This window comes from Vibrio sp. R10-SG3-ISO10, assembly GCF_059834185.1.
The window spans coordinates 99,568-124,367 of the sequence record NZ_JCBDHG010000015.1 but is presented as its reverse complement, the minus strand read 5'-3'; the positions used below and the strand labels follow the sequence as shown (position 1 = coordinate 124,367).

Sequence of the window (24,800 nt, the reverse complement as noted above, 5' to 3'; positions counted from 1 at the left end):
AATGGTGAAAATAATGGCTGACAAAGAGAAACTTTCAGCACTCATGGATGGAGAGTTGGTTGATAAAGCTCTAATTAGTGAATTAGAGAAAGACCAAGATAGCCTACAGACTTGGCAAAATTACCATTTAATTGGTGATGTAATGCGAGGTGAAGCACCGGAAAAACCGGAGTGGAATATAGCTGAAAGCGTAGCGTTAGCGCTCGATAATGAACCTGCTCACTCTACGGTAACTCAGTTGGAAGAACACCGCTTGCAAGAGTCTCAACCGACGCCTTCGCAAGCACGCCGTCAACTACCCGCTTGGTTGAACCAATTTGGTCAAGTGGCAATGGCTGCCTGTGTTTCTTTAGCAGTAATTTTAGGTGTTCAGCAGTACGGCGGTTCAGACGCGACAACTTCACCTGAAGCAGAAACATTACCTGTTCTCCAAACAATTCCATTTTCTGGTAGCGCAGAGCCTGTAAGCTTGACGCGCTCTTCGGTTGAACAACCAGCAAGTGAGATTAATGTTCAGGAGCAACGTCGCCGCATTAATGCGATGTTACAAGATTACGAATTACAACTACGCTTAAACAGTGAGAAAACCATTGAATATAGCGATAATCCTGAAACGGTAGTTGAATGAAAAAATTTCTGATCAGTGCGCTGACACTGTTCAGTTTGAATACACCAATAGCCTTTGCAGAAGACAACGCTGCAGAGGCTTTGTTGCATCAAATGAACGAGGCCAGTCAGCAACTTAGTTATGAACTGTCTTACATACTGATAAAGAAAAACAGTATTGAACCTCTGCTGTATCGTCATGCCAAAGCAGACGAACAACAGCTTGCCCATCTTGTCTATCTGAGTGGGCCAATACGTGAAGTGATTCGTCGTGGTGACGAAGTGAGCTATATTGAACCTGGTGTTGAGCCTTTTACCATTGAATCTGGCAATATGGTCGCGCCGACGATACCGCTACTCAACTCTGATGTAGGCCAACTAAGTGATTTCTATGATTTTATCCAAGTAGGTCGTGCTCGCGAAGCGGGCGCAGCTTGTCAGGTTCTGCGTGTCGTACCAAAAGATGGTCAGCGCTACTCTTACGTGCTTTGGGTAGATGAGAAGAGTAAACTGCCTTTACGCGCTGATCTTGTCGATCGTGACGGTGAGATCTTAGAGCAGTACAGAACGATCTCTTACAGCGTCAACGATCGAATCAGTCAGATTCTTGGTGGATTGAATCAGGTTAAATTGCCTGAAGTCCTTTCTCTGCCAAAGGGCCAGATTACCAATCCATTCTGGACAGTGGGTTGGATCCCAAATGGGTTCGAACCTAAAGAGCTTAATCGCTATCGTATGACCAATACAGAGCGCATGGTTGAGAGCCAAATGTACAGCGATGGACTGTTTAGTTTCTCGGTATATGTCTCAGACAGTGATAACTTGTCTCTCAAAGGGCAGCTTGTTCGTCAAGGTCGCCGTACCTTACACAGCTTCGTCCGTGGAGACAGAGAGATTTCTGTGATTGGTGATATTCCGCCAGCAACCGCAAAGCGTATCGCTCAGTCTGTCACTTTTAATACTAGTGAGAGTGCCACACAATGATGACTGCATTAGCTACAGTATCGAGCGTTAAGCCTGTTGCTTCAGGCTTTGACGTTGAACTGAGCTGCGAACAACAAACCAGTTGTAGCAGTTGCTCATCACAAAAGAGCTGTGGTACTGGCATTGTATCTAAAGCGGTAGGTAACAAATCTTTACACTGGCATTTGATTACCCAAAAGCTAGTTAAAACAGGCCAAGTTGTCGAAATTGGTCTGCCAGAAAAGAGCTTACTGCAATCTGCCGCTGTGGTTTATTTGGTGCCTTTATTGGCCATGATAGTGGGTGCATTGGTGGCTCAGTGGTGGTTGGCACCTCTCCTTTCGCTAGGTGAAGGGCTGGTTATTTTGTTCTCTGCGCTCGCAACCACAGCAGGCATTTTCCTCGCAAAACGATTATCTGCGAAATTAGAGCAGCAATCTTCGCAACAAGTCATACTATTAAGGGTGTTGGGCGAACCAATTAGCTAGTGCGAAGTGGCTAGAAATTGGGTAGAATCTGCCAACTTGATTGAAATGCCGTCGCTACTGTTGAATTGAATCAATGGTTAGAGCGGCTTTCTTGTCCTTATTTTAAAGAGTTTAGTCACACCAAATCATGAAGCACATTCGTAACTTTTCGATTATCGCCCACATCGACCATGGTAAGTCGACCCTATCAGACCGTTTGATCCAAGTATGTGGTGGATTGAGCGACCGTGAAATGGCCGCACAGGTTCTGGACTCCATGGATCTAGAGCGTGAGCGTGGTATCACCATTAAATCTCAGAGTGTGACTCTAAACTACACCGCTAAAGATGGTGAAACATACCAGCTTAACTTCATCGATACCCCAGGACACGTTGACTTCGCCTATGAAGTATCACGTTCTCTCGCAGCTTGTGAAGGTGCACTACTGGTGGTTGATGCAGGCCAAGGTGTAGAAGCGCAAACTCTTGCTAACTGTTATACCGCGATCGAAATGGACCTAGAGGTAGTGCCAATCTTGAACAAGATTGACCTTCCTGCAGCCGATCCAGAGCGCGTCGCAGAAGAGATCGAAGAAATCGTTGGTATCGACGCGATGGAAGCGACTCGTTGTAGTGCGAAAACCGGTATCGGTGTTGATGATGTTCTAGAGAACATTGTATCCGCGATTCCTGCACCAGAAGGTGATCCAGAAGCGCCACTACAAGCACTGATTATTGACTCTTGGTTCGATAACTACCTAGGTGTTGTTTCATTGGTTCGTATCAAAAATGGCGAACTGAAGAAGAACGACAAGATCAAGGTAATGAGCACAGGTCAGGTTTGGGGTGTTGACCGTCTTGGTATCTTCACACCTAAGCAAGTTGATACTGAAATTCTACGTACAGGTGAAGTAGGTTGGGTTGTTTGTGGTATCAAAGACATCCTAGGCGCACCAGTAGGTGATACGCTAACACTGGCGAAACATGGCTGTGAAGAAGCGCTACCAGGCTTTAAGAAAGTGAAACCACAGGTTTACGCTGGCCTATTCCCAGTATCATCTGATGATTACGAGAACTTCCGTGATGCGCTTGGTAAGCTTAGCCTTAACGATGCTTCTCTGTTCTATGAGCCAGAGAACTCAGCCGCTCTGGGCTTTGGTTTCCGTTGTGGCTTCCTTGGCATGCTACACATGGAGATCATCCAAGAGCGTCTGGAGCGTGAATACGATTTAGATCTAATCACAACGGCGCCAACGGTAGTTTACGAAGTCGAAGAAACAAACGGCAACTTACTTTATGTTGATAGCCCAGCGAAGCTTCCTGCGGTTAACGACATTGAAGAAATTCGCGAACCAATTGCTCGTTGTAACATTCTTGTTCCTTCTGAGTACTTGGGCAATGTAATCACGCTTTGTGTTGAAAAGCGTGGTGTTCAGGTTGATATGGTTTACCACGGCAATCAAGTTGCGGTGACTTACGATATTCCGATGGCTGAAGTGGTTCTCGACTTCTTTGACCGTCTAAAATCAACCTCTCGCGGTTACGCATCGCTAGATTACAACTTCCAACGTTTTGAAGCATCGAACATGGTTCGAGTTGATGTTCTACTAAACGGTGACACGGTTGATGCGCTTGCAATGATCACTCATAAAGATCAATCGCAAACTCGTGGTCGTCAGCTAGTAGAGAAGATGAAAGAGTTCATCCCTCGTCAAATGTTTGATATCGCGATTCAGGCAGCGATTGGTAATCACATCATTGCACGCTCAACAGTTAAGCAGTTACGTAAGAACGTAATCGCGAAGTGTTACGGTGGTGACGTGAGCCGTAAGAAGAAGCTACTGAAGAAACAGAAAGAAGGTAAGAAACGTATGAAGCAGATCGGTAACGTAGAGCTGCCTCAAGAAGCGTTCTTAGCCATTCTGCATGTAGGCAAAGACTAATCCCAGTCATATTTGACGCTACAGCGTTGTTGCCAGCGCAAACTCACCCTAATTACATAGACCCTCTATGCTCATAGGGCTGAGTTTGCTTGCCGCCTAGCTGTAACGCCAACTATTTATGGGATTACTGAAACAAATTAAATTGGTAAGTGGAAGGGTTTCGGCTCTTTCACTTTCGTATTTTTGAGATAAGGGAAGTCAATGGCGAATACATTTTCACTCATCCTAGTGATCGTTACCTTGGTAACGGGTGTTGTCTGGGTTCTAGAAAAGCTGGTTTTTGCTAAAAAGCGTCAAGAAAAACTGGCTGAAGTTGAAGCTCAAACAAATGGCTTAGATGCCGCAGTACTAGAAAAAGTGAAGACGCAACCATGGTGGATTGAAAATAGTGTTTCTATTTTTCCAGTGATTGCCGCAGTACTTGTTCTACGTTCATTCATCTATGAACCATTTCAGATCCCATCGGGTTCTATGATGCCAACGCTATTGGTTGGTGACTTCATCCTTGTTGAAAAGTATGCCTATGGCTTGAAAGATCCGGTATGGCGCACTCAGCTAGTCGAAACTGGTAAGCCAGAGCGCGGTGATATTGTGGTATTTAAGTATCCGCCGCAGCCAAGCATTGATTACATAAAACGTGTAGTAGGTCTTCCAGGCGATACTGTGCGTTACAACAGCAAAAAAGAAATCTGCATTCAGTCTCAAGGCGATACCAGTTGTAAGCCAGTGAAATTATCAAATGTAGAAGAGAGCCAGTTCATTCAAAATGGCATCCCACTGATTCAGTTGGATGAACAATTGAGTGAACAAGGTCACCAAATTTTGGTTAACCCACTACGTCGCGATCGCGTTGAACTTTATCAACCACGTAACGGCGTTAACGAGTGGGTGGTACCTGAAGGCCAGTACTTTGTGATGGGTGATAACCGTGACAACAGTGCTGACAGCCGCTACTGGGGCTTTGTTCCAGAAGCAAACCTAGTGGGTAAGGCGGTAGGTATCTGGATCAGCTTTGAATTTGAGCGTGGTGCAGATAGTGTTTTACCTTCTTGGATTCCAACTGGTGTGCGTTTTAACCGCATCGGTGGTATTAACTAAATTCTTTTAATGTTTGGAGTAGCCTAGCTGCTACTCCAATTATTCAGAGAGTTGTAATTAAATTATTGAGAGAGCATGAATTCTCCTACTGCAAAACTAGAGAAAAAACTCGGCTATCAATTTAACGATGCTGAGCTAATCAGTTTAGCGCTGACTCACCGCAGTGCTAATGGAAAACACAACGAGCGTCTTGAGTTTCTGGGCGATTCAATTTTAAGTTTTGTCATTGCTGATGATCTTTATCACCGTTTCCCTAAAGTGAACGAAGGGGACATGAGCCGCATGCGTGCCACATTAGTACGTGGGAATACACTGGCGGAACTAGGTCGTGAATTCGAACTAGGAGATCACTTAAAATTAGGTCCAGGTGAATTAAAAAGTGGCGGTTTCCGTCGTGATTCAATTCTTGCCGATGCTGTGGAAGCAATTATTGGTGCCATCTACCTTGATAGCGACATCGAAGTAGTGCGCGGCATTATTTTAAGCTGGTACAAAACGCGTCTTGATGCTATCAAGCCGGGTGTTTCACAAAAAGACCCGAAAACGCGTCTTCAAGAGTTCCTTCAAGGGCGAAGAAAACCGCTACCTGCTTATACAGTGACTAATATTAAAGGTGAAGCACATAACCAAGAGTTTACGGTTTCGTGTGAAGTGGCAGGTATTGGACAACCTGTTATTGGTAAAGGCACCAGCCGCCGCAAGGCAGAACAAGCGGCTGCTGAATTAGCACTAGAGCAATTGACCAATGACTGATTCAACTGATAACAACGAATTTGATATCGATGCGTTTTTCTCATCGAGCGACGAGCAAGCAAGTTCGCCAGAAAACCAACACTGTGGTTTTGTGGCGATCGTTGGTCGTCCGAACGTAGGTAAATCAACGCTTCTTAACCGTATTCTTGGCCAGAAGATTTCGATTACTTCTCGTAAACCTCAGACAACTCGTCACCGTATTATGGGTGTTGATACGGAAGGGGATTACCAAGCGATTTTTGTTGATACTCCAGGCCTGCACATTGAAGAGAAACGTGCCATTAACCGCTTGATGAACCGTGCGGCTAACTCATCACTCAGTGATGTAAACCTTGTATTCTTCCTAGTGGATGGTACGCATTGGACTGCTGATGATGAAATGGTTCTGACTAAGCTGCAGAAGTCCAACTTCCCTGTCGTACTTTGTGTCAATAAGGTCGATGTTGTTCAAGACCGCAACGAAGTCATGATGCACATGCAAGAGGTGTCGAGCAAAATGGACTTTGTTGATGTTGTGCCTATCTCGGCTAAACACGGCAAGAACATTGACGTTTTGCGTAAGCATGTACGTGAGCATCTGCCTAAAGCGACGCACCACTTCCCTGAAGAGTACGTCACTGACCGTTCTCAGCGCTTTATGGCTTCAGAGATTGTGCGTGAAAAGCTGATGCGCTTCACTGGCGAAGAGCTGCCTTACTCTGTGACGGTTGAAATCGAGCGTTTCGATTACAACCCAGAGACTGACGGCTTTCACATCAATGCCCTAATTTTGGTTGAGCGTCTTGGCCAGAAGAAGATGGTGATTGGTAAAGGCGGCGAGAAGATCAAAACGATTGGTCGTGAAGCACGCCTAGATATGGAAGAACTGTTCGGCCGTAAGGTTTATCTAGAGACTTGGGTAAAAGTGAAATCAGGTTGGGCGGATGACGAGCGAGCACTACGCTCTCTTGGCTACATTGACGATCTATAAGTCGTGCGAGGCTAAAGGCTTCGCTCCGTAAATGACGAAATAAGGAGCCATCTGGCTCCTTATTTTTTATTATAACGATTCATATTGGTTTAATAATTCTCTGGCAGATTTTATGTCCTCTGAAGGTTTACAGCGCTGCTTTGTGTTACACCGCCGCCCTTACAGCGAATCGAGCTTAATTCTCGATGTATTTAGTGAGGAGTATGGGCGTGTGACTTTGATGTCAAAGGGGGCTCGTAGCAAACGCTCGAACCTCAAAGGCGCGTTGCAACCTTTTACCCCGTTGTTACTTAAATGGTCGGGGAATGGTTCAATGAAGACCTTGCGCCAAGCCGAGCCAATAAGTCTTGGGCTACCTCTAACAGGCATCAACCTCTACTCAGGTATGTATGTGAATGAGCTAGTTGGGCGAGTACTGATGGCAGAAGTGGCCATGCCAGCGCTATTTCATGATTACCTACATGCTTTGACGGAGTTGGCACAGTGTGAAAACCCTGAACCCGCCCTGAGACGGTTTGAACTCGCACTGCTATCTGCGATGGGCTATGGCGTTGATTTCATGCACTGTGCTGGGACGGGAGAACCGGTAGAAGCCAACATGACTTATCGCTACCGCGAACAAAAAGGTTTTATCGCTTCTGTGCGCAAGGACAACCTCACTTTCTATGGCAGTGAACTGATTGCAATCAGTGAACGTAGATTTACCACAAAAGAACAACTTAAAGCGGCAAAACGCTTTACACGTATAGCATTAAAGCCGTATCTTGGCGGCAAACCATTAAAAAGCAGGGAACTCTTTCTTAGTATGGTTCCCAAACGGAGTATTGGAAAATGAGCTCAATCTACCTAGGTGTAAATATCGACCACATTGCAACGCTACGTAATGCACGTGGTACTAAGTATCCGGATCCTGTTCATGCCGCTGAAATTGCAGAGCGTGCAGGTGCGGATGGTATTACGATCCACCTGCGTGAAGACCGCCGTCATATTGTAGATCGTGATGTTCGTATTTTGCGTGAAACGCTACAAACGCGTATGAATCTTGAGATGGCAGTGACTGATGAAATGGTTGAGATTGCTCTAAAGACAAAGCCTGAATACGTATGTCTTGTGCCAGAAAAACGTGAAGAGCTAACGACAGAAGGTGGTTTGGATGTCGCAGGGCATCTTGAGAAAGTAAAAGCGGCAACTCAAACACTCACTGAAGCGGGCATTAAAGTATCTCTGTTCATTGATGCAGACCGCGAGCAAATTGATGCAGCAAAAGCGTGCGGTGCACCGTTTATTGAACTGCACACAGGTCACTATGCCGATGCGGAAACTGAAGAAGATCAGCAAGATGAGCTGAAGAAGATCGCTGCAGGAGCAAGCTACGCTGATGATCTAGGTATCACAGTGAATGCAGGACACGGCTTGACTTACCACAATGTGGCGCCAATTGCGGCTATTCCGGAAATATTTGAGCTTAACATCGGTCACTCGATTATTGGCCGAGCGGTGTTCGACGGTTTACACAAAGCGGTTGCGGACATGAAAGCCATCATGGTTGAAGCGCGTCGCTAAACATGGCAATTGTAGGTCTAGGAACAGACATCGCTGAGATTGAACGAGTTGAAAAGGCTCTGGATCGAAGTGGTGAGCCATTTGCTAAGCGTATCTTGACTCAAACTGAATTAGAGAAGTTTTCAGCGCTTAAGCAGCAAGGAAGATTTCTTGCAAAACGCTTTGCCGCGAAAGAGGCTGCATCGAAAGCGCTTGGCACTGGGATTGCGTTGGGCGTGAGTTTCCACGACTTTGAAATAACCAACGACGAGTTGGGAAAACCAGTGTTAAACCTTACAGGTAAGGCTCTGGAAATTGCTACACAAAAACAGGTGGAGCATATCCACCTGTCTATTTCCGATGAGCGACACTACGCAGTCGCAACGGTTATTCTAGAGAGTTAAAGTTTAGCTCTCTAGCTCTCCAAATAGGGCTGAGCGCTCGCAACCACTTTCTCCATCTCATCTTGCAGTTCGAATAACTCAGGCTCTATATCCTCAATTGCAGCACCTGAACGAAGAGTTTTCTCTATCGTTGCGCAGACATTTTTCAAGCGCGGAACTCCACAATAAGAGCTGCTGCCATGTAGTTTGTGTACGTGATGAATGAGCTGTTCGGTATCGAAATGATCATCTTCAAGAGCGCCTTCGACAATCGCGTTTACTTCAGGAATATAATCGACCAACATCTTGAGCATATCACGTGCTAAATCTTCTTTATTGGCGGACTGCTTAAGTGCGGCCTGCCAATCAATGATCATATTGCTGTGTTCAACTTGAGTTGCTTCTTCCGCATGAGCTTCGATAGTCACAGGGCTTGAAGTAATATCGAGTTTCTCTAGCTCTTGCTCGCTGGTGTGCGGGTTCCAATGCATCAAGACTTGTTGCAGCACGTGCTCTTCGATTGGTTTGGTGAGGTAATCATCCATACCTGCCTGAAGTAAGCGGTCGCGTTCGCCGCTCATCGCATGGGCGGTTACTGCTATGACCGGCGTATTCGCGTTGAGCTCAGTTTGTTTGATCTTGCCACACGCGGTCACACCGTCCATATGCGGCATTTGGATGTCCATCAAGATGATATCAAAGTGTTGAACTTCTGCTTGCTTGACGGCATCGACGCCATTAGTGCAAGTAATCACACTTTCCACTCGCTCTTGGAGTAGGGCGCTGATCAGCTTCAAGTTAGCTGGGTTATCGTCGACTGCCATCACTCGCAGTGGCAATGTTTCGCGGTTTTCTTGTGGGCTTTCAAGCAGAGGAATACTCTCTTGATTAGCCGCTAGGGTTTGCAGCAGTTTTCGACGCGATAACGGTTTGGTAATACAGTGAATGTGGTATTTCTGAATCAAATGATCTGACAGTGCAAGTGTGGTACTTGGTGTACCCACGACCACATGAGGTGCGCAGCGCATGGCTTGCTCAACCATCAACTGAACTGACGAAGTGTCGTTGTCTTTGCTTGGTGAAAGGTTGAGAAGCACATAGTCAAAGCTTTCCGCCTCTTCTGGCAAAGATGAGCGATAGGTCACTACCAAGCCTTCTTGTACCAGGGTTTGCTGAATAACAGACGCCGCTTGCATATTAGGCTCGACCAATAGCAAGGTGCGTTGGCGTAGCACTTGAGTTTCAATCAGGTCGCTGACTGGCATATCTGTAGAAGAGAGTCGTAGCGTAAACCAGAACGTCGAACCTTGGTGCAATCGGCTCGTTAGGCTGATTTCGCCCCCCATTTGGCTGACCAATTTCTGGGTGATAACAAGGCCTAGCCCTGTACCGCCATAGCGTCTTGAAATGCTGGCGTCAGCTTGGCTAAAGGCTTGGAATAGCTGCGATTGCTGGCGTTCTGAAATCCCGATACCTGTGTCGCGCACCATAAATTGCAGTTCAACCGAGTCATCTCTTTGTGAGCGTAGTTCGACGCTAATATCGATATTGCCGCGTTCAGTAAATTTAATCGAGTTACCGACAAGGTTAGTCAGAACTTGTTGAATACGTAATGGGTCGCCAACCAGTCCGGTTGGGATCTTAGGATCAACTTTCAGTGTCAGTTCGAGCCCTTTTTCATGGGCGCTGGTGGCTTGCAAGCTAACCACTTCTTCAAGCGAACCTTGGAAATCAAATGGAATATTTTCCAGAGCCAGTTTACCCGCCTCAAGCTTCGAAAAGTCGAGAATATCATTGATGATATTAAGCAGGTTATTGGCCGATTTTTCGATCGTTTGTAGGTAGTCCGTTTGGCTATTGGTCAAGGTCGTTTTCAGCATTTGACGAGTGAAACCAATCACCCCATTAAGTGGCGTGCGTAGCTCATGGGACATGTTAGCTAAGAACTCTGATTTAACCCGCGCCGCCTCTTGGGCGCGTTTTTTCGCGATATCTAGCTCGACGTTTTGAATTTCTAACTGCTCTAAGGTTTCTCGTAAATCAGAAGTCGCTTGGTCAATACTGTGCTGCATTTCCACATGGTACTCTGACAGTGACACTGCCATCGCGTTGATACCGTTTTTCAGCGAGTCTAGCTCCCCGTGCATCTTGCCTTCGATACGTACATCAAGGTGACCACGACGAATCCGGTCAACCATGTTTTTCATATGCGAAATTGGTCGTGTCACGTCGTACATCAAGCGATAAGCAAAGACGGCAGATAAACCTAAGCCAATCAACAAGACTAAAAACGCAGAGAAAATTTCTTGATACTGTTGTAAACGCAGCGAGGATAAATCGAGCTCAATAGCCACATAGCCGAGAGCTGGATTGGCGTTTGGCCCTTTCATCGTCGCGACAAGTCCAGATTCAGCAATGACAGGGGCGCGAAGAATGAGAGTGTTTTCTTGTAAATCTGAACTGACTAACAACGGAATAGGCGCATTGCGCGGAAACGTCAGTAATTCAAAGTTTGGATGGAAGTTAGAAGTAACAAACAGTTCGTGGTTGTAGTCAAACACCGCGATACTGCGAACAAATTTAGAATTCTTACGATGGGCGTAGCTGATGATGCGGCGTACCGATTCGCGGCTGTTATTCTTTAATCCATCTTCACTGGCGATCGCCAGCGGTTCGATAATACTTAATCCTGAATTGATAACCTGCTTTTCTAAGTCGTGATAGCGATTGAAAGAGAAAAAAGCACTCAGAAGCAGTCCGATAATTAACGTCGGCGCTAAGGTAAGAGTAATAACGCGGGCGCGTAAGCCATATCTTGTCATTATTGTCTAAACATCGTGGTGTGGATATGGGAAAATAACTTCCAAAATAAAAGAAGCCGTCGAATCGATAACCTTAGCTTGGGATAAGAAAGTCATAGAGATTTTCTTCCGTGAGCCCATGTTCTTACAGGCTAGTACGATAATTTTAGATGCATAACGAGGAAAAATCACAAGCCAATAGCTGGTCTATTGCGGTGATTTTGACAAAGTTAGGCGCTAAAAGGAGCGTGCTAGCAGGCTTAGGTTATTCCAAGCTAAGGTTACTAAGCATAATCAACTCAGTCGGCTCAGACAATGATTCAAGCGTAAAAGCTTGGGACACAAGCAGCAATTCGAGCAATAGGCCGTAAGGTCGTAAATAGTAGGCACAAAGCATGGCGCGTTTTTTCCAACCAAAGAAGAAAACTCAACTGAATACCAAACACCAATCGCTGACGATTGAAAAGTTGGATCATCACGGCGCAGGTATGGCCTACCAGAATAAAAAGCCCATTTTTATAGAAGGTGCTTTGCCCGGTGAACAAGTTCTTGCTCAGCTGACAGAAAGTAAGAGCAAGTTTGCCCGTGCCAAATTAATTAAGATTCAAAAAGCTAGCGAACAACGCATAGCGCCATTTTGCCAACATTACGCAGAGTGTGGCGGTTGTAATATGCAGCATTTATCTGTAGAGGCGCAGCAAGAGTACAAGCAGCAAACACTGAGTCAGTTGATGAGTAAATTTGCTGGGCAAAGCGTCGCACTAAGCGCGCCTGTTGTGGGAGATGAGCGTGGTTATCGCCGCCGTGCCCGCGTTAGCATCAAGCTGAACAAGAAAACTCGTCAGCTTGAGTTTGGCTTTCGCAAGAAACAAAGCAAAGACATCGTTACTGTGACCCATTGTCCCGTTTTAGATACCGAGCTGGATAATTTATTAGCGCCACTTTATGACCTGCTCAGTGGTTTCTCCAACCAAGAGAACCTTGGTCATGTGGAGCTAGTTAAAGGCGACAATACTAAAGTGATTGTTCTGCGCCATCTAAAAGCCCTCAAAGAGAGTGAGCAAAAACTGCTGGAGCAGTTCGCGGTAGAGAATCAGGCAAGCTTATATTTGATGCCGGAAAGCGATCAGCTTAATCGAGTGGTGGGGGAGTCGGCTCACTATCTAGAAGCGGGTGTGACAATACCGTTTGAGCCAAATAATTTTATTCAAGTTAACCAGAACGTTAATCAAGCCATGGTTGAGCAAGCGTTGATTTGGCTTGAGTTGAGTGAGCAAGACAGAGTATTAGATCTGTTTTGTGGTTTGGGTAATTTTAGTTTGCCAATGGCAAAACAAGTGGCAAGTGTTGTCGGGGTAGAAGGCGTTGATGTCATGGTTGAAAAAGCCACCAACAATGCCCAAGTTAACGGTATCAATAACACCGCTTTCTATCAGGCCAATTTGGAACAAGATGTGTCTGGTCAGCCCTGGGCAGCAGAAAAGTTTGATAAAATACTGCTTGATCCAGCAAGAGCAGGGGCAAGCGGTATCATCGAACAGATTTCCGTTTTGGGTGCGAGTCGAGTGGTATATGTGTCGTGTAATCCAGCGACGCTTGCCAGAGACTCTCAAAGCTTGCTTAACCAAGGCTACAAATTACAAAAATTAGGTATGCTCGATATGTTTCCGCATACAAGCCATTTAGAATCTATGGCGCTCTTTGCAAAGGATTAAAACGAACTTCCCTACTAGTCGGTAGTCTGAACATGGGCAGTTCGAAAATAGAAAAATAACAGGACGAAAACAATGGTTGCGGTAAGAAGCGCACATTTAAATCAAGACGAACAGTTTGAGCTAGATAAGTGGATTTCTAGCTTAGGGCAAGACCCTAAAGTGGCTAAGCGCTTAAAAGAAGTTTACCTCCAAGGGGAGGCGGTTTTACAAGATAACGATCAAGGTCAGTTACTTTTGTGGCGTGGGCGTGAAATGATCGAAATCCTTATCACTCTGTCGATGGATAAAGCGACCCTTGTCGCTGCATTGTTGTTTCCGCTGGTGTCGAGCGGCGCGTATAGCCGAGAGCAGTTCGAAGAAGATTTCGGTAAAGAGACCATTAAGCTGATTGATGGTGTTGAAGAGATGGCCGCACTTGGTCAACTGAACGTGACTCTTGAAGGCAGTGCTGCCTCGTCTCAGGTCGACAACGTACGTCGCATGCTACTTGCGATGGTGGATGATTTCCGCTGCGTCGTTATCAAACTTGCCGAGCGCATCTGTAACCTGATTGAAGTGAAGAAAGCGCCAGATGAGGTACGCCGAGCAGCTGCTCAAGAGTGTACCAACATCTATGCACCTCTAGCGAACCGCCTTGGTATCGGTCAGTTAAAGTGGGAAATCGAAGATTACGCTTTTCGTTACCAACAACCTGATACCTACAAACAGATCGCTAAGCAGCTGTCTGAGCGTCGCATTGTCCGAGAGCAGTACATCAAAGACTTTGTCGATGACCTGACATCTGAAATGAAAGGCTCTTCTATTAATGCTGAAGTAAGTGGGCGTCCTAAGCACATCTACAGCATCTGGCGCAAAATGCAAAAGAAAGGCCTCGCGTTTGATGAGCTATTCGATGTACGAGCGGTTCGCATTATCGCCGACAAACTGCAAGATTGTTACGCGGCACTCGGGACTGTGCATACCAAGTATAAGCACCTGCCGAGTGAATTTGATGACTACGTGGCTAACCCTAAACCTAACGGTTACCAGTCAATTCATACCGTGATTCTTGGCCCAGAAGGCAAGACGATTGAGATTCAGATTCGTACTAAAGACATGCACGAAGATTCTGAGTTAGGTGTTGCTGCGCACTGGAAATACAAAGAAGGTGGCGGTGGCCGCAGTGGTTACGACGAGAAAATCACTTGGCTGCGTAAGCTACTGGATTGGCAAGAAGAGATGTCTGACTCGGGTGAAATGCTTGATGAACTACGTAGTCAGGTGTTTGATGATCGTGTGTATGCCTTTACCCCGCGTGGCGATGTGGTCGACCTACCAATGGGAGCGACACCACTCGATTTTGCTTACCACATTCACTCTGAAGTCGGTCATCGCTGTATTGGTGCCAAGGTCGCTGGGCGTATTGTTCCATTTACCCACAAACTGGCAATGGGTGATCAAGTTGAGATCATCACCTCTAAAGAGCCCAATCCATCTCGTGACTGGCTAAACCCTTCGATGGGCTTTGTGACTTCAGGTCGAGCACGCGCGAAAATCAACGCGTGGTTCCGTAAACAAAGCCGCGAGAAAAACGTCGAAGCTGGGCGCGATATTCTCGAAGTAGAATTGCAGAAAATTGGTGCAACTTTAAAAGACGCCGAGCAGTATGCGTTGAAGCGCTTTAATGTCAACAGTACTGATGAGCTGTACGTTGGCATCGGAAGTGGTGATTTACGTATCAACCAAGTGATCAACCACATCAATGCCTTGGTCAATAAGCCAACTGCAGAAGAAGAAGATCAGCAAGCCCTAGAGAAGCTTCAAGAGGCAGAAAGCAAAGCTCCAGCGCAAAGCCGTCCGAAGAAAGATGCGGTTGTGGTGGAAGGGGTCGATAACTTAATGACCCACCTTGCTCGTTGTTGTCAGCCGATCCCAGGTGATGAGATCGCAGGTTACATCACGCAAGGTCGCGGTATTTCAGTACACCGAGCAGACTGTGAGCAGCTTGAAGAACTGCGCCACCACGCACCAGAGCGTATTATCGACACTGTGTGGGGCAGTGGCTTTGTTGGCTCTTACATCTTAACCGTTCGCGTTGAAGCGATGGAACGCGGTGGGCTGCTTAAAGACATCACGACTTTGTTTGCTAACGAGAAGATCAAAGTGACCAGTATGAAGAGTCGCGTTGATTATCGTACTCAAATGTCGATCATGGACTTTGACTTGGAAGTGACCAACGTTGAGATTTTGCAGCGCGTTTCTAAACGAGTGGAACAGATTAAAGATGTTATGTCGGTCAAGCGCCTAGGCTAATTTTTACGTTGTATTTGGCTTTCTAGCGGCGTTAGTTGCACTTATATCGCTCCATCACATAGGCAAGCTATGCTCAGGAGTCTCATAAGTTTACTGCCTTGCTAGAATAACCAACTACTTAGTAAAAAAACAAACATCGTCATTCCCTATAGAGAGGGACGAACGTGATAGGGAATCTCTTCAAGTGATTAGATACTCCCAACTTGTTCAGTTTCATTCGTGAGGATGACAGATAAAAATGAAAGGTGAGTGGTTTGTACTGCTCACCTTTTTATTTGAATGAAAGTTCTTTAGACAGAAGATTTAAAGGAAGAAGGAATATGAGTCACCCGATTGAACAGTTAGAACAGATTATGGCGCAGCTTCGTGACCCAGAAAGTGGTTGTCCTTGGGATCTAAAACAAAGTTTCGACACTATTGTTCCTCACACCATTGAAGAGACCTATGAAGTTGTTGATGCGATTCAAAATCGCGATTGGTCAAACCTAAAAGAAGAGCTTGGGGATCTGCTCTTTCAAGTTATCTTCTATAGTCAACTGGCTAAAGAGCAGCAGCTGTTTGATTTCTCGGAAGTGGTTGAAACCGTCAATGAGAAGCTGACTCGTCGTCATCCGCATGTTTTCTCTGATGTCGAGTTTGAGTCAGATGAGCAGATCAATGCCAACTGGGAAGCAGAAAAAGCAAAAGAAAAAGCTCAAGTAGGCAAAAAAGAACAAAGTATTCTAGACTCAATACCAAATTCTCTACCTGCGTTATCTCGTGCCACAAAGATGCAAAAGAAATGCGCTAAATATGGTTTTGATTGGGACTCGCTTGGCCCGGTAGTCGGTAAGGTTCAGGAAGAGATTGAAGAGGTAATGGAAGAGGCACTGCAAGTCGCTCCTGATGAAGAAAAAATTGAACTTGAGCTCGGAGACCTGCTGTTTGCAACGGTCAACTTATCGCGTCATTTAGGAAAAGACCCAGAGGTCGCGCTGAGTAAAGCCAACCTAAAGTTTGCTAAACGATTTAAAGGTGTCGAAGCCATGGTCGCAGAGCAAGGCAAACAGCTAACAGATTACGATTTAGATCAGTTAGATGCGTTTTGGGACAGAGTAAAAGCGCTAGAAGTAGATAAAGGTAGTGGCAACTAATCCGTTACTCGAATTTGATTTGAAGCAAAAAATAAAAAATTGCAGTGTGATAGATTTCACGTTGTGGCGGTTAAGGGCTTCTGGTATATTTATATCCCGTCCAGAAGAAATCCATTTTCCCTCATTCAACCAATTTCAGGTTAAACATGACGACAAATTACATTTTTGTTACTGGCGGGGTTGTATCCTCTCTAGGTAAAGGTATTGCAGCAGCATCGCTTGCAGCTATTTTAGAAGCTCGTGGTCTTAAAGTGACTATGATGAAGCTTGACCCTTACATCAACGTTGATCCAGGCACGATGAGCCCGACTCAACACGGTGAGGTGTTCGTCACTGAAGATGGCGCTGAAACTGACCTAGACCTTGGTCACTACGAGCGTTTCATCCGCACCAAAATGACTAAGCGTAACAACTTCACTGCAGGTCGTGTTTACTCAGACGTTCTAGCTAAAGAGCGTCGTGGTGATTACCTAGGTGCAACGATTCAGGTTATCCCTCACATCACTAACTCTATCAAAGACCGCGTAATCGCAGGTTCTGAAGGTCATGATGTTGCTATCGTTGAAGTGGGCGGTACGGTAGGTGATATCGAATCTCTGCCATTTATGGAAGCCATTCGTCAGCTAGCAGTAGAGCTAGGCCGTGAACGCGCAATGTTCATGCACCTAACACTGGTTCCTTACCTAGCAGCAGCGGGCGAAGTGAAAACTAAACCGACTCAGCACTCTGTAAAAGAACTGCTATCTATCGGTATCCAGCCAGATATTCTTGTTTGTCGCTCTGATCGCATGATCCCAGCGAATGAACGTAAGAAGATCGCTCTTTTCTGTAACGTACAAGAAAAAGCGGTTATCTCTATGAAGGACGTAGATTCAATCTACAAGATCCCTCAACTAATCAAATCTCAAGGTCTAGACGACCTAGTATGTTCTCGTTTCGGCATTACTGCTCCTGAAGCAGATCTGTCAGAATGGGAACAGGTAATCTACGAAGAAGCAAACCCAACGGGTGAAGTGACTATCGGTATGGTTGGTAAGTACATCGAACTACCAGATGCTTACAAATCAGTAAACGAAGCACTTAAGCACGCAGGTCTTAAGAACCGTCTAAGCGTTAAGATTAAGTACGTTGATTCACAAGACGTAGAAAGCAAAGGTAATGAAGCGCTAGAAGGTCTAGACGCGATCCTAGTACCAGGTGGCTTCGGTGACCGTGGTGTAGAAGGTAAGATCCTTGCGGCTAAATACGCGCGTGAAAACAAAGTACCTTACCTAGGTATTTGTCTAGGTATGCAAGTGGCACTGATCGAATACGCGCGTAACGTTGCGGGTATGGAAGGTGCACACTCAACAGAATTTAACAAAGAGACTAAATACCCTGTAGTTGGTCTGATTACTGAGTGGGTAGACGGCGATGGTAACGTTGAAGAGCGTACTGAGAAGTCTGACCTAGGCGGTACAATGCGTCTTGGTTCACAGCTATGTCACCTTGAGAAAGGGACGAAAGCGCGTGAACTATACGGTAGCGCGACAATCCACGAACGTCACCGTCACCGTTACGAAGTGAACAACAACCTACGTCCACAGATTGAAAAAGCAGGCCTGAAAGTTTCTGGTCTATCTGCTGACAAGAAACTGGTTGAAGTCATTGAGAACCCAGCTCACCCATGGTTTGTAGCGGCTCAATTCCACCCAGAGTTCACTTCAACACCTCGCGACGGTCACCCACTGTTTGCAGGTTTCGTGAAAGCGGCTGGTGAATACCAACGCGACGAATTAGAGAAGTAAAGGATACGGGCAGTAGCGTTAGTAGTGCTGCTGCCCTTAATTTTGACATTATATATTCAACGAGAAGGAAACATTCAATGTCTAAGATCGTTAAAGTTCTAGGTCGTGAAATCATCGATTCACGTGGTAACCCAACTGTAGAAGCTGAAGTACACCTAGAAGGCGGTTTCGTAGGTATGGCTGCTGCTCCATCTGGCGCATCAACTGGTTCACGTGAAGCTCTTGAGCTACGTGACGGCGACAAAGCTCGTTTCCTAGGTAAAGGTGTTCTTAAAGCTGTTGAAGCTGTAAACGGCGAAATCGCTGAAGCTCTAGTTGGTAAAGACGCTAAAGACCAAGCTGCAATCGACGCAGTAATGATCGAGCTAGACGGTACAGAAAACAAATCTAAGTTTGGTGCTAACGCAATCCTAGCTGTTTCTCTAGCTAACGCTAAAGCTGCTGCAGCGGCTAAAGGCATGCCTCTATACGAGCACATTGCAGAACTAAACGGTACTGCAGGTCAGTTCTCTATGCCTCTACCAATGATGAACATCATCAACGGTGGTGAGCACGCAGACAACAACGTTGACATCCAAGAGTTCATGATCCAACCAGTTGGTGCTAAGACTCTTAAAGAAGGTCTACGTATCGGTGCTGAAGTATTCCACAACCTAGCTAAAGTTCTTAAGTCTAAAGGCTACAGCACTGCAGTTGGTGACGAAGGTGGTTTCGCTCCTAACCTTAAGTCTAACGCTGAAGCTCTAGAAGTTATCGCAGAAGCTGTTGCTGCTGCAGGTTACGAACTAGGTAAAGACGTAACTCTAGCTATGGACTGTGCTGCATCTGAGTTCTTCGACAAAGAAGCAGGCATCTACAACATGAAGGGCGAAGGTAAAACTTTCTCTTCTGAAGAGTTCAACCACTACCTAGCTGAGCTAGCTAACCAGTTCCCAATCGTTTCTATCGAAGACGGTCTAGACGAGTCTGATTGGGCTGGCTTCAAGCACCAAACTGAACTACTAGGTGACAAGCTTCAACTAGTAGGTGACGATCTATTCGTTACTAACACTAAGATCCTTGCTGAAGGTATCGAGAAAGGCGTAGCTAACTCTATCCTTATCAAGTTCAACCAAATCGGTTCTCTAACTGAGACTCTAGCTGCAATTAAGATGGCTAAAGATGCAGGTTACACAGCAGTAATCTCTCACCGTTCTGGCGAAACTGAAGATGCAACTATCGCTGACCTAGCGGTAGGTACAGCAGCAGGTCAAATCAAGACTGGTTCTATGAGCCGTTCTGACCGTGTTGCTAAGTACAACCAGCTAATCCGTATCGAAGAAGCTCTAGGCGCTAAAGCTCCTTACAACGGTCTTAAAGAAGTTAAAGGTCAGTAATTCACTCTGAATTATTAGCTTATAGCTTTAATGAATGCCTCACTTTTTAGTGAGGCATTTTGCGTTTTAGGCTCTAAGAGCAATGAGCCGTTCTGACTGTGTTGCTGCTATACCTAAAAGAAAGCAACTAGCTAATCCGTATCGAAGAAGCTCTAGGCGCTAAAGCTCCTTACAACGGCCTAAAAGAAGTTAAAGGTCAGTAATTCATAGCAATTTGCTGAATTATTCGCTTTAAAGCTTTCGAAGCGCTCCACTTAGGTGGAGCGCTTTTTTTATGGGGCAGAGCGCTTTGCTCCGAGATCGGGCTTCGCCCTACGAGAGTCGGGAACGGACTTCGTCCTTCGAGAAGTTCTCGTGGTGAAATGGTCGAGACTTGTTGGCCGTATCTGTTCACGTTAGAGCTTAACTCTTTGAGCGTATCTCTATTCTCTATTCTCTATTCTCGCTTCTCAGCTCTCGAATCGCCTCAACCCGACGCTTTTCCATTTCTTCTTTGATTCCCGCCCCCTTAAACCCATCTTTAATAATGTCTTGCACGTTAACGGAAAGAGCGGTTTTGTAAGCCTGTTCAAAAATGGCTTTTTGCGGGTAGTCGATATCTTCAAATCCAGTGCGCCCACGGCTATCAGCCATACAACAAATCAGAATGTCTTGTAAGCTCTCCGGCTTACGCCATACATCAAACTTGTTCAGCACTTTAAGTTTTGTTTCTGGGCGAAGCTCACTAGCTCGATGAATATTGGAGTGCTGCTCACAGACCATCAATGCGAGGTCACGATATTCATTAGGAACTCTGACACGCTCGCACAGTGCTTTGATCAGTTTCAACCCAGTATGACAGTGCATTTTATGACTCGGCCATTCAGACTCTGGTGTAATGCCTTTGCCAAGATCATGAACTTGAGAGGCAAACCTTACTGGAAGAGACTCGCTAAGCAGTGCAGCTTGTTTAGCGACCATCAGCGTGTGGATACCTGTATCAATCTCGGGGTGCCACTTTTCGGGTTGCGGAACACCGAACAAAGCATCGAGCTCAGGCAAGACAACCTTGAGAGCATCACACTGCTTTAAGACGGAGAGAAATACTTGCGGGTCTTGGGTTGATAACGACTTATGCCACTCTTGCCAAACCCGTTCAGCGGTTAAGTGCTCTAGCTCACCAGAGTTGGCAATGTAGCGCATTAACTCAATAGTTTCATCGGCAACGCTAAAGCCTAAGTGGTGAAGTTTAGCGGCAAAGCGCGCGACTCGAAGTACACGGAGAGGATCTTCAGTAAACGCCTGAGAAACATGACGTAAGATCCGATCGTTGAGATCTCGCTGGCCATTAAAGGGATCGATAATATTGCCATCAGGGGCTTGCGCCATCGCATTGATGGTCAGATCGCGTCTGAGCAGATCTTCTTCTAAGGTGACATCAGCAGCAAAGTAACATTCAAACCCGGTATAGCCAGAGCCGACTTTACGTTCAGTTCTTGCAAGCGCATGTTCTTCTTTACTCTCCGGATGAAGAAATACTGGGAAGTCTTTACCAACGGCGGTATAGCCTTTTCTAAGTAGCTCTTCAGGGGTTGAACCGACAACAACCCAGTCTCTATCATAGACTTCAATATCTAGCAGTTGATCGCGAACTGCGCCGCCAACAAGGTATCTTTGCACCTAGCTCTCCCTTTTCATCAGTTTGGCATTGGCTAATCGTGCTAGCAATGGTACTTTTCTTAGCACTGAATTCCCAGAGAAGAGAGTTATGTATCAACAACATTTTGCACTGACAGAATTGCCATTTTCTATTGTGCCTAATTCTCGTTTCCTCTATCAGAGCCGACGTCATAAAGAAGCTATCTTCCAAATCCAAGCTGGGCTAGGTGAAGGAGGCGGCTTCGCTATGCTGACGGGTGAAGTGGGAACCGGTAAAACGACCATTGCAAAATCGATACTTAAAACTCTAGCAGACAACACGCGAGCAGGGCTGATCTTAAATCCGACTTTCTCAAATATTGAGTTGTTAGAAGCGGTGTGCGATGAGTTCGATATCCATTATCAGGAAAACGCTTCTCTAAAGCAGCTCAATCAGTTGATTCATCAATTTCTATTGGATAACCATGCGAATCGGGTTCAAACCCTATTGGTGATTGATGAAGCTCAGCATTTATCGGCAGATGTCCTTGAACAACTACGCTTACTGACCAACCTTGAAACGGAAAGCCAAAAGTTACTTAAGGTGCTGTTGATTGGTCAGCCCGAGTTACAGCAGAAACTACAAATGCCGCAACTAAGGCAGTTAGCGCAGCGAATTACCGGTCGATATCATTTGTTGCCCCTCAATCAAGAGGAAACCAGAGACTATATTAAGTTTCGTCTCGCTTTGGCTGGTGGTAATCCTGAATTGTTCTCTGTTCAATCGATTAAATATATAGCTCGGCAAACGCAGGGCATTCCTCGTCTTATTAACTTGGTGTGTGATGCGAGCCTTAAGCAAGCTTATAGCATTGGAGAAGCGCAGCCGACACACAATATCGTTGTGACGGCCTGCGATGATGTGATGAGCTTTCAAACTGGCTCAGTGCCGCCTGCTGCGAGTAAGGCTTCTAGCAAAAAAGTTTCCCTTTCTCCGAGCGTACTTTCTATTCTAGTCGGAACTATCTTGTCGATTAGCGCATACTACGCAACGCCGACACTTGTTACACCAGTTGTCGTTAATCAATTACAACAGCAATACCCAGCGGTTGAAAACGTACAGCAGAAAAAAAATGTCTTCCCCCAGGTTTTGAAAGAGCAACTTAATCAAGCCAACAATCAAGAAGTAGCGATTGCCGCTTTATACAAAGTGTGGGGATATCGAGCTTCAGTGTTGGACCAGTTGTGTCTTGATAATGGCGAAGCTCTGTTTCGCTGTGCGCTTGAGAGCGGCTCTCTGGAACAGCTTGCTGAGAAAAATGTGCCGGTTGTGCTGACATTGAATATTGATCAACAACCTCGTTTCGCTGTGTTGTTAGGGCTATCTGACACCCATGTTCAGCTGTTAGCTAACGATCAAGTATTCGAGTTTGAGCGTGAATGGCTAAGCAGTATATGGCGGGGCGAATATCGCGAGATATGGCAGGGCCATTGGAACCAAACCTTAAAACCGGGTATGAGCGGCGAGGCCATTGCGGTGTTAGATCAGCACCTTTCCCTAGTATTAGGGGAACAGCCTTCTGGAAAGAACCAGTTTAATGAACAGCTTAAACATAAAGTGGAGTTGTTCCAACGTTGGCAAGGGTTAACGGTGGATGGTATTGCGGGGCGTAAAACATTACGCCTTTTGGAAAAGCTTTCTCAGCCACAAGCGCCTACATTAACGTCTCGTGAGGTCAGTTCTAATGTCTAAAGTTATGCAAGCCTTAGAGCACTCTGAGCGCAGTCATCAAAATCTTTCGTCGTTTCATCAAACACCTGCTCATGCTGTCGCGCAGCAGAAAGAATCTCGCCAAGGACGCAACATCGTATTCGCGCTGCTTCCGCCTATATTGGTAGCAGGGGTAATGGCATTTCAAACCTATCAAGCAGAGAAACAGCGCTGGCTGGAGCATAATGTTGCCGAAACCGTTCTAGTTGAAGTCCCTTTTGAATACACGGCTAGTCAAGCTCCTGATTTTGGCCCTTTGGCTGTCACTTATCGTGACAACAGCAATTCGGCTCAGAGTGATTGGTTAAACCAAATTGAGCAGGATAACAGTTCGTTACCTCAAGAAGTTTTAGAGCAAGCGAGTACTGTTGATAGTCATGTTGATAGCAATGCAGCGGAGAGTCATGTCTCTGAAAGCAGTGATGACCTGCTATCTGGGCTTGATCTTTCGCAGCTGTCGCCAGAGTTAGCGCAACGGTTTGAGTCTGCGCTGAGTAGCAATCCGACACCTGAATCAAACAGACAAAACAGCGAAGCTTCGAACCTATCTCAACAGGCGCAGCGTTGGTATGGCAAGCTGCCAGCCTTAAATTTCCAAACCCACGTCTATTCGAGCAAACCAAGCAAGCGATGGGTCAAGATTAACGGTATTGAGTATAACCAAGGTGATTGGGTTAATGATAATATTGAACTGGTAGCCATTGAGCAGCAATCTTGTTTAATACGCTTTAAAGGCGAGTTAATAGAAGTGCCCGCTTTGTATGATTGGCAAGGATAGGGTTTCAAACGGATCAAAAAAGGTCACCGAGGTGACCTTTTTAGTATCTAACTTTGTAGCAGCGTTTACGCCCAACCAGACGGAGAACGCTTTCTGCGTGGAATGATATGAGGAAGAATCAAACCAAATAGTAGACCTAGACCTGCGACACCACCGCCGTACATAAAGTATTTAAGCAGTAGGTCATCTTTTTGCGTATCTAGTTTAGCGCGCAGCTTACGAACTTCTTCTTGTGATGCCGACAGCTGCTTACTCATGTCGCTGTAGCCTTGCTCTAGCTCATTTATCTGCGTGTTACGTGTTTCTAGAGAATCAATCAGGCCTGCTTTTTCTTGGTCTGCATTCGAGCGTGCATTGGCAAGCTTCTCTTTCACATCAGCCAACTCTTTTTCTAGCTTAGGTAAACGAAGGGCCATGCTCTCTTGACGAGTAACGAAGCGGCTCTCAACCCAACCTTTACGTCCTTTCGCATCTTCAATTTGTGTGTAGCCAGTATCACGATTTGTAGAAACTTGCTTCACCTTATCACCAGCGTCAACACTGCCGATGATGCGGAATTGGTTGCTAGGACCAGAGTGCATGTAGGTAAATAGCTTATCAGAAATGTAACGGTCTTGAGCCATTGCTGCCGGAACAGCAAGCATTGATGCCAGAACGAAGCAAACCAGTTTTTTCACGGTAAATCCTTTAACAGTCTAAGAGGGTCTGCAAACCCATAATCTATTTCTTTGCTAACGCCAAATAGTAAGTAGTTTCTAGGTTGACTGCAACAAAGAAGGGAGGCTGAGCCTCCCTTTATGCGGTTT

General features: G+C 45.8%; 20 protein-coding genes. 17 read left to right on the top strand and 3 right to left on the bottom strand.

The annotated features are described in order from the left end of the window. The first annotated feature begins 1 nt into the window (after position 1). The 10 genes from AC6R16_RS07400 (at position 2) to acpS (ending at position 8,745) form a co-directional block, all read left to right on the top strand. Entirely contained in the window at positions 2 to 628 is a 627-nt protein-coding gene (locus AC6R16_RS07400) for an RseA family anti-sigma factor (RefSeq protein ID WP_500674011.1), read from the top strand. Next, the gene (gene rseB, locus AC6R16_RS07395; RefSeq protein WP_069667205.1) at positions 625 to 1,590 is read left to right on the top strand and encodes a sigma-E factor regulatory protein RseB; all 966 of its coding nucleotides are present in this window, start codon (positions 625 to 627) and stop codon (positions 1,588 to 1,590) included. The genes AC6R16_RS07400 and rseB overlap by 4 nt, the downstream gene beginning before the upstream one ends. After that, entirely contained in the window at positions 1,587 to 2,057 is a 471-nt protein-coding gene (locus AC6R16_RS07390; RefSeq protein ID WP_500674010.1) for a SoxR reducing system RseC family protein, read from the top strand. Before rseB ends, AC6R16_RS07390 begins: the two co-directional genes overlap by 4 nt. A gap of 127 nt (positions 2,058 to 2,184) precedes the next feature. Then, the gene (gene lepA, locus AC6R16_RS07385) at positions 2,185 to 3,978 is read left to right on the top strand and encodes a translation elongation factor 4 (protein ID WP_367937898.1); all 1,794 of its coding nucleotides are present in this window, start codon (positions 2,185 to 2,187) and stop codon (positions 3,976 to 3,978) included. A 201-nt stretch (positions 3,979 to 4,179) separates the two neighbouring features. After that, positions 4,180 to 5,076, top strand: coding sequence for a signal peptidase I (gene lepB / locus AC6R16_RS07380; RefSeq protein ID WP_239850859.1), 897 nt, complete (start codon positions 4,180 to 4,182; stop codon positions 5,074 to 5,076). 75 nt (positions 5,077 to 5,151) lie between these two features. Beyond that, the gene (gene rnc, locus AC6R16_RS07375; protein WP_004744756.1) at positions 5,152 to 5,829 is read left to right on the top strand and encodes a ribonuclease III; all 678 of its coding nucleotides are present in this window, start codon (positions 5,152 to 5,154) and stop codon (positions 5,827 to 5,829) included. Continuing rightward, positions 5,822 to 6,799 carry a GTPase Era gene (era, locus tag AC6R16_RS07370; protein ID WP_500674009.1) on the top strand — a complete coding sequence of 326 codons (978 nt, stop codon included), beginning with the start codon at positions 5,822 to 5,824 and terminating at the stop codon, positions 6,797 to 6,799. The genes rnc and era overlap by 8 nt, the downstream gene beginning before the upstream one ends. A gap of 112 nt (positions 6,800 to 6,911) precedes the next feature. Next, the gene (recO, locus tag AC6R16_RS07365) at positions 6,912 to 7,634 is read left to right on the top strand and encodes a DNA repair protein RecO (RefSeq protein WP_069667201.1); all 723 of its coding nucleotides are present in this window, start codon (positions 6,912 to 6,914) and stop codon (positions 7,632 to 7,634) included. After that, positions 7,631 to 8,362: a pyridoxine 5'-phosphate synthase gene (pdxJ, locus tag AC6R16_RS07360; protein ID WP_004744753.1), complete on the top strand. Its 732-nt coding sequence runs from the start codon at positions 7,631 to 7,633 to the stop codon at positions 8,360 to 8,362. Before recO ends, pdxJ begins: the two co-directional genes overlap by 4 nt. Positions 8,363 to 8,364: 2 nt before the next feature. After that, a complete protein-coding gene (gene acpS / locus AC6R16_RS07355; RefSeq protein WP_500674008.1) occupies positions 8,365 to 8,745 on the top strand; it encodes a holo-ACP synthase in 381 nt (126 codons plus the stop codon). An 11-nt stretch (positions 8,746 to 8,756) separates the two neighbouring features. On the opposite strand, the gene barA is transcribed toward acpS, so the two are convergent. Then, positions 8,757 to 11,546: a two-component sensor histidine kinase BarA gene (barA, locus tag AC6R16_RS07350; protein WP_500674007.1), complete on the bottom strand. Its 2,790-nt coding sequence runs from the start codon at positions 11,544 to 11,546 to the stop codon at positions 8,757 to 8,759. 374 nt (positions 11,547 to 11,920) lie between these two features. On the opposite strand from barA, the gene rlmD reads away from it, so the two are divergent. The 5 genes from rlmD (at position 11,921) to eno (ending at position 19,828) form a co-directional block, all read left to right on the top strand. Next, positions 11,921 to 13,240, top strand: coding sequence for a 23S rRNA (uracil(1939)-C(5))-methyltransferase RlmD (rlmD, locus tag AC6R16_RS07345; RefSeq protein WP_500674006.1), 1,320 nt, complete (start codon positions 11,921 to 11,923; stop codon positions 13,238 to 13,240). Positions 13,241 to 13,312: 72 nt separating this feature from the next. Then, positions 13,313 to 15,532, top strand: coding sequence for a GTP diphosphokinase (relA, locus tag AC6R16_RS07340; protein WP_500641472.1), 2,220 nt, complete (start codon positions 13,313 to 13,315; stop codon positions 15,530 to 15,532). A 320-nt stretch (positions 15,533 to 15,852) separates the two neighbouring features. After that, positions 15,853 to 16,665, top strand: a complete 813-nt coding sequence (gene mazG / locus AC6R16_RS07335; RefSeq protein WP_004744748.1) for a nucleoside triphosphate pyrophosphohydrolase — start codon at positions 15,853 to 15,855, stop codon at positions 16,663 to 16,665. 146 nt (positions 16,666 to 16,811) lie between these two features. Next, on the top strand, positions 16,812 to 18,452 hold the full coding sequence (gene pyrG, locus AC6R16_RS07330) for a CTP synthase (protein ID WP_486787301.1): 1,641 nt from the start codon (positions 16,812 to 16,814) through the stop codon (positions 18,450 to 18,452). Between the two features lie 77 nt (positions 18,453 to 18,529). After that, positions 18,530 to 19,828: a phosphopyruvate hydratase gene (gene eno, locus AC6R16_RS07325; protein ID WP_004744746.1), complete on the top strand. Its 1,299-nt coding sequence runs from the start codon at positions 18,530 to 18,532 to the stop codon at positions 19,826 to 19,828. Positions 19,829 to 20,257: 429 nt separating this feature from the next. Here the strand turns inward: eno and AC6R16_RS07320 are convergent, their stop codons facing one another. Beyond that, positions 20,258 to 21,487, bottom strand: coding sequence for a multifunctional CCA addition/repair protein (locus AC6R16_RS07320; protein ID WP_500674005.1), 1,230 nt, complete (start codon positions 21,485 to 21,487; stop codon positions 20,258 to 20,260). 88 nt (positions 21,488 to 21,575) lie between these two features. On the opposite strand from AC6R16_RS07320, the gene AC6R16_RS07315 reads away from it, so the two are divergent. Together AC6R16_RS07315 and AC6R16_RS07310 are read left to right on the top strand one after the other, a co-directional pair. Beyond that, positions 21,576 to 23,198: an ExeA family protein gene (locus AC6R16_RS07315; RefSeq protein ID WP_500674004.1), complete on the top strand. Its 1,623-nt coding sequence runs from the start codon at positions 21,576 to 21,578 to the stop codon at positions 23,196 to 23,198. Further along, positions 23,191 to 23,994, top strand: a complete 804-nt coding sequence (locus tag AC6R16_RS07310; protein ID WP_500674003.1) for a general secretion pathway protein GspB — start codon at positions 23,191 to 23,193, stop codon at positions 23,992 to 23,994. The genes AC6R16_RS07315 and AC6R16_RS07310 overlap by 8 nt, the downstream gene beginning before the upstream one ends. Positions 23,995 to 24,059: 65 nt before the next feature. Here AC6R16_RS07310 and AC6R16_RS07305 read toward each other — a convergent pair whose 3' ends face one another. Further along, the gene (locus AC6R16_RS07305; protein WP_500641477.1) at positions 24,060 to 24,671 is read right to left on the bottom strand and encodes a TIGR04211 family SH3 domain-containing protein; all 612 of its coding nucleotides are present in this window, start codon (positions 24,669 to 24,671) and stop codon (positions 24,060 to 24,062) included. Between the last annotated feature and the right edge of the window lie 129 nt (positions 24,672 to 24,800).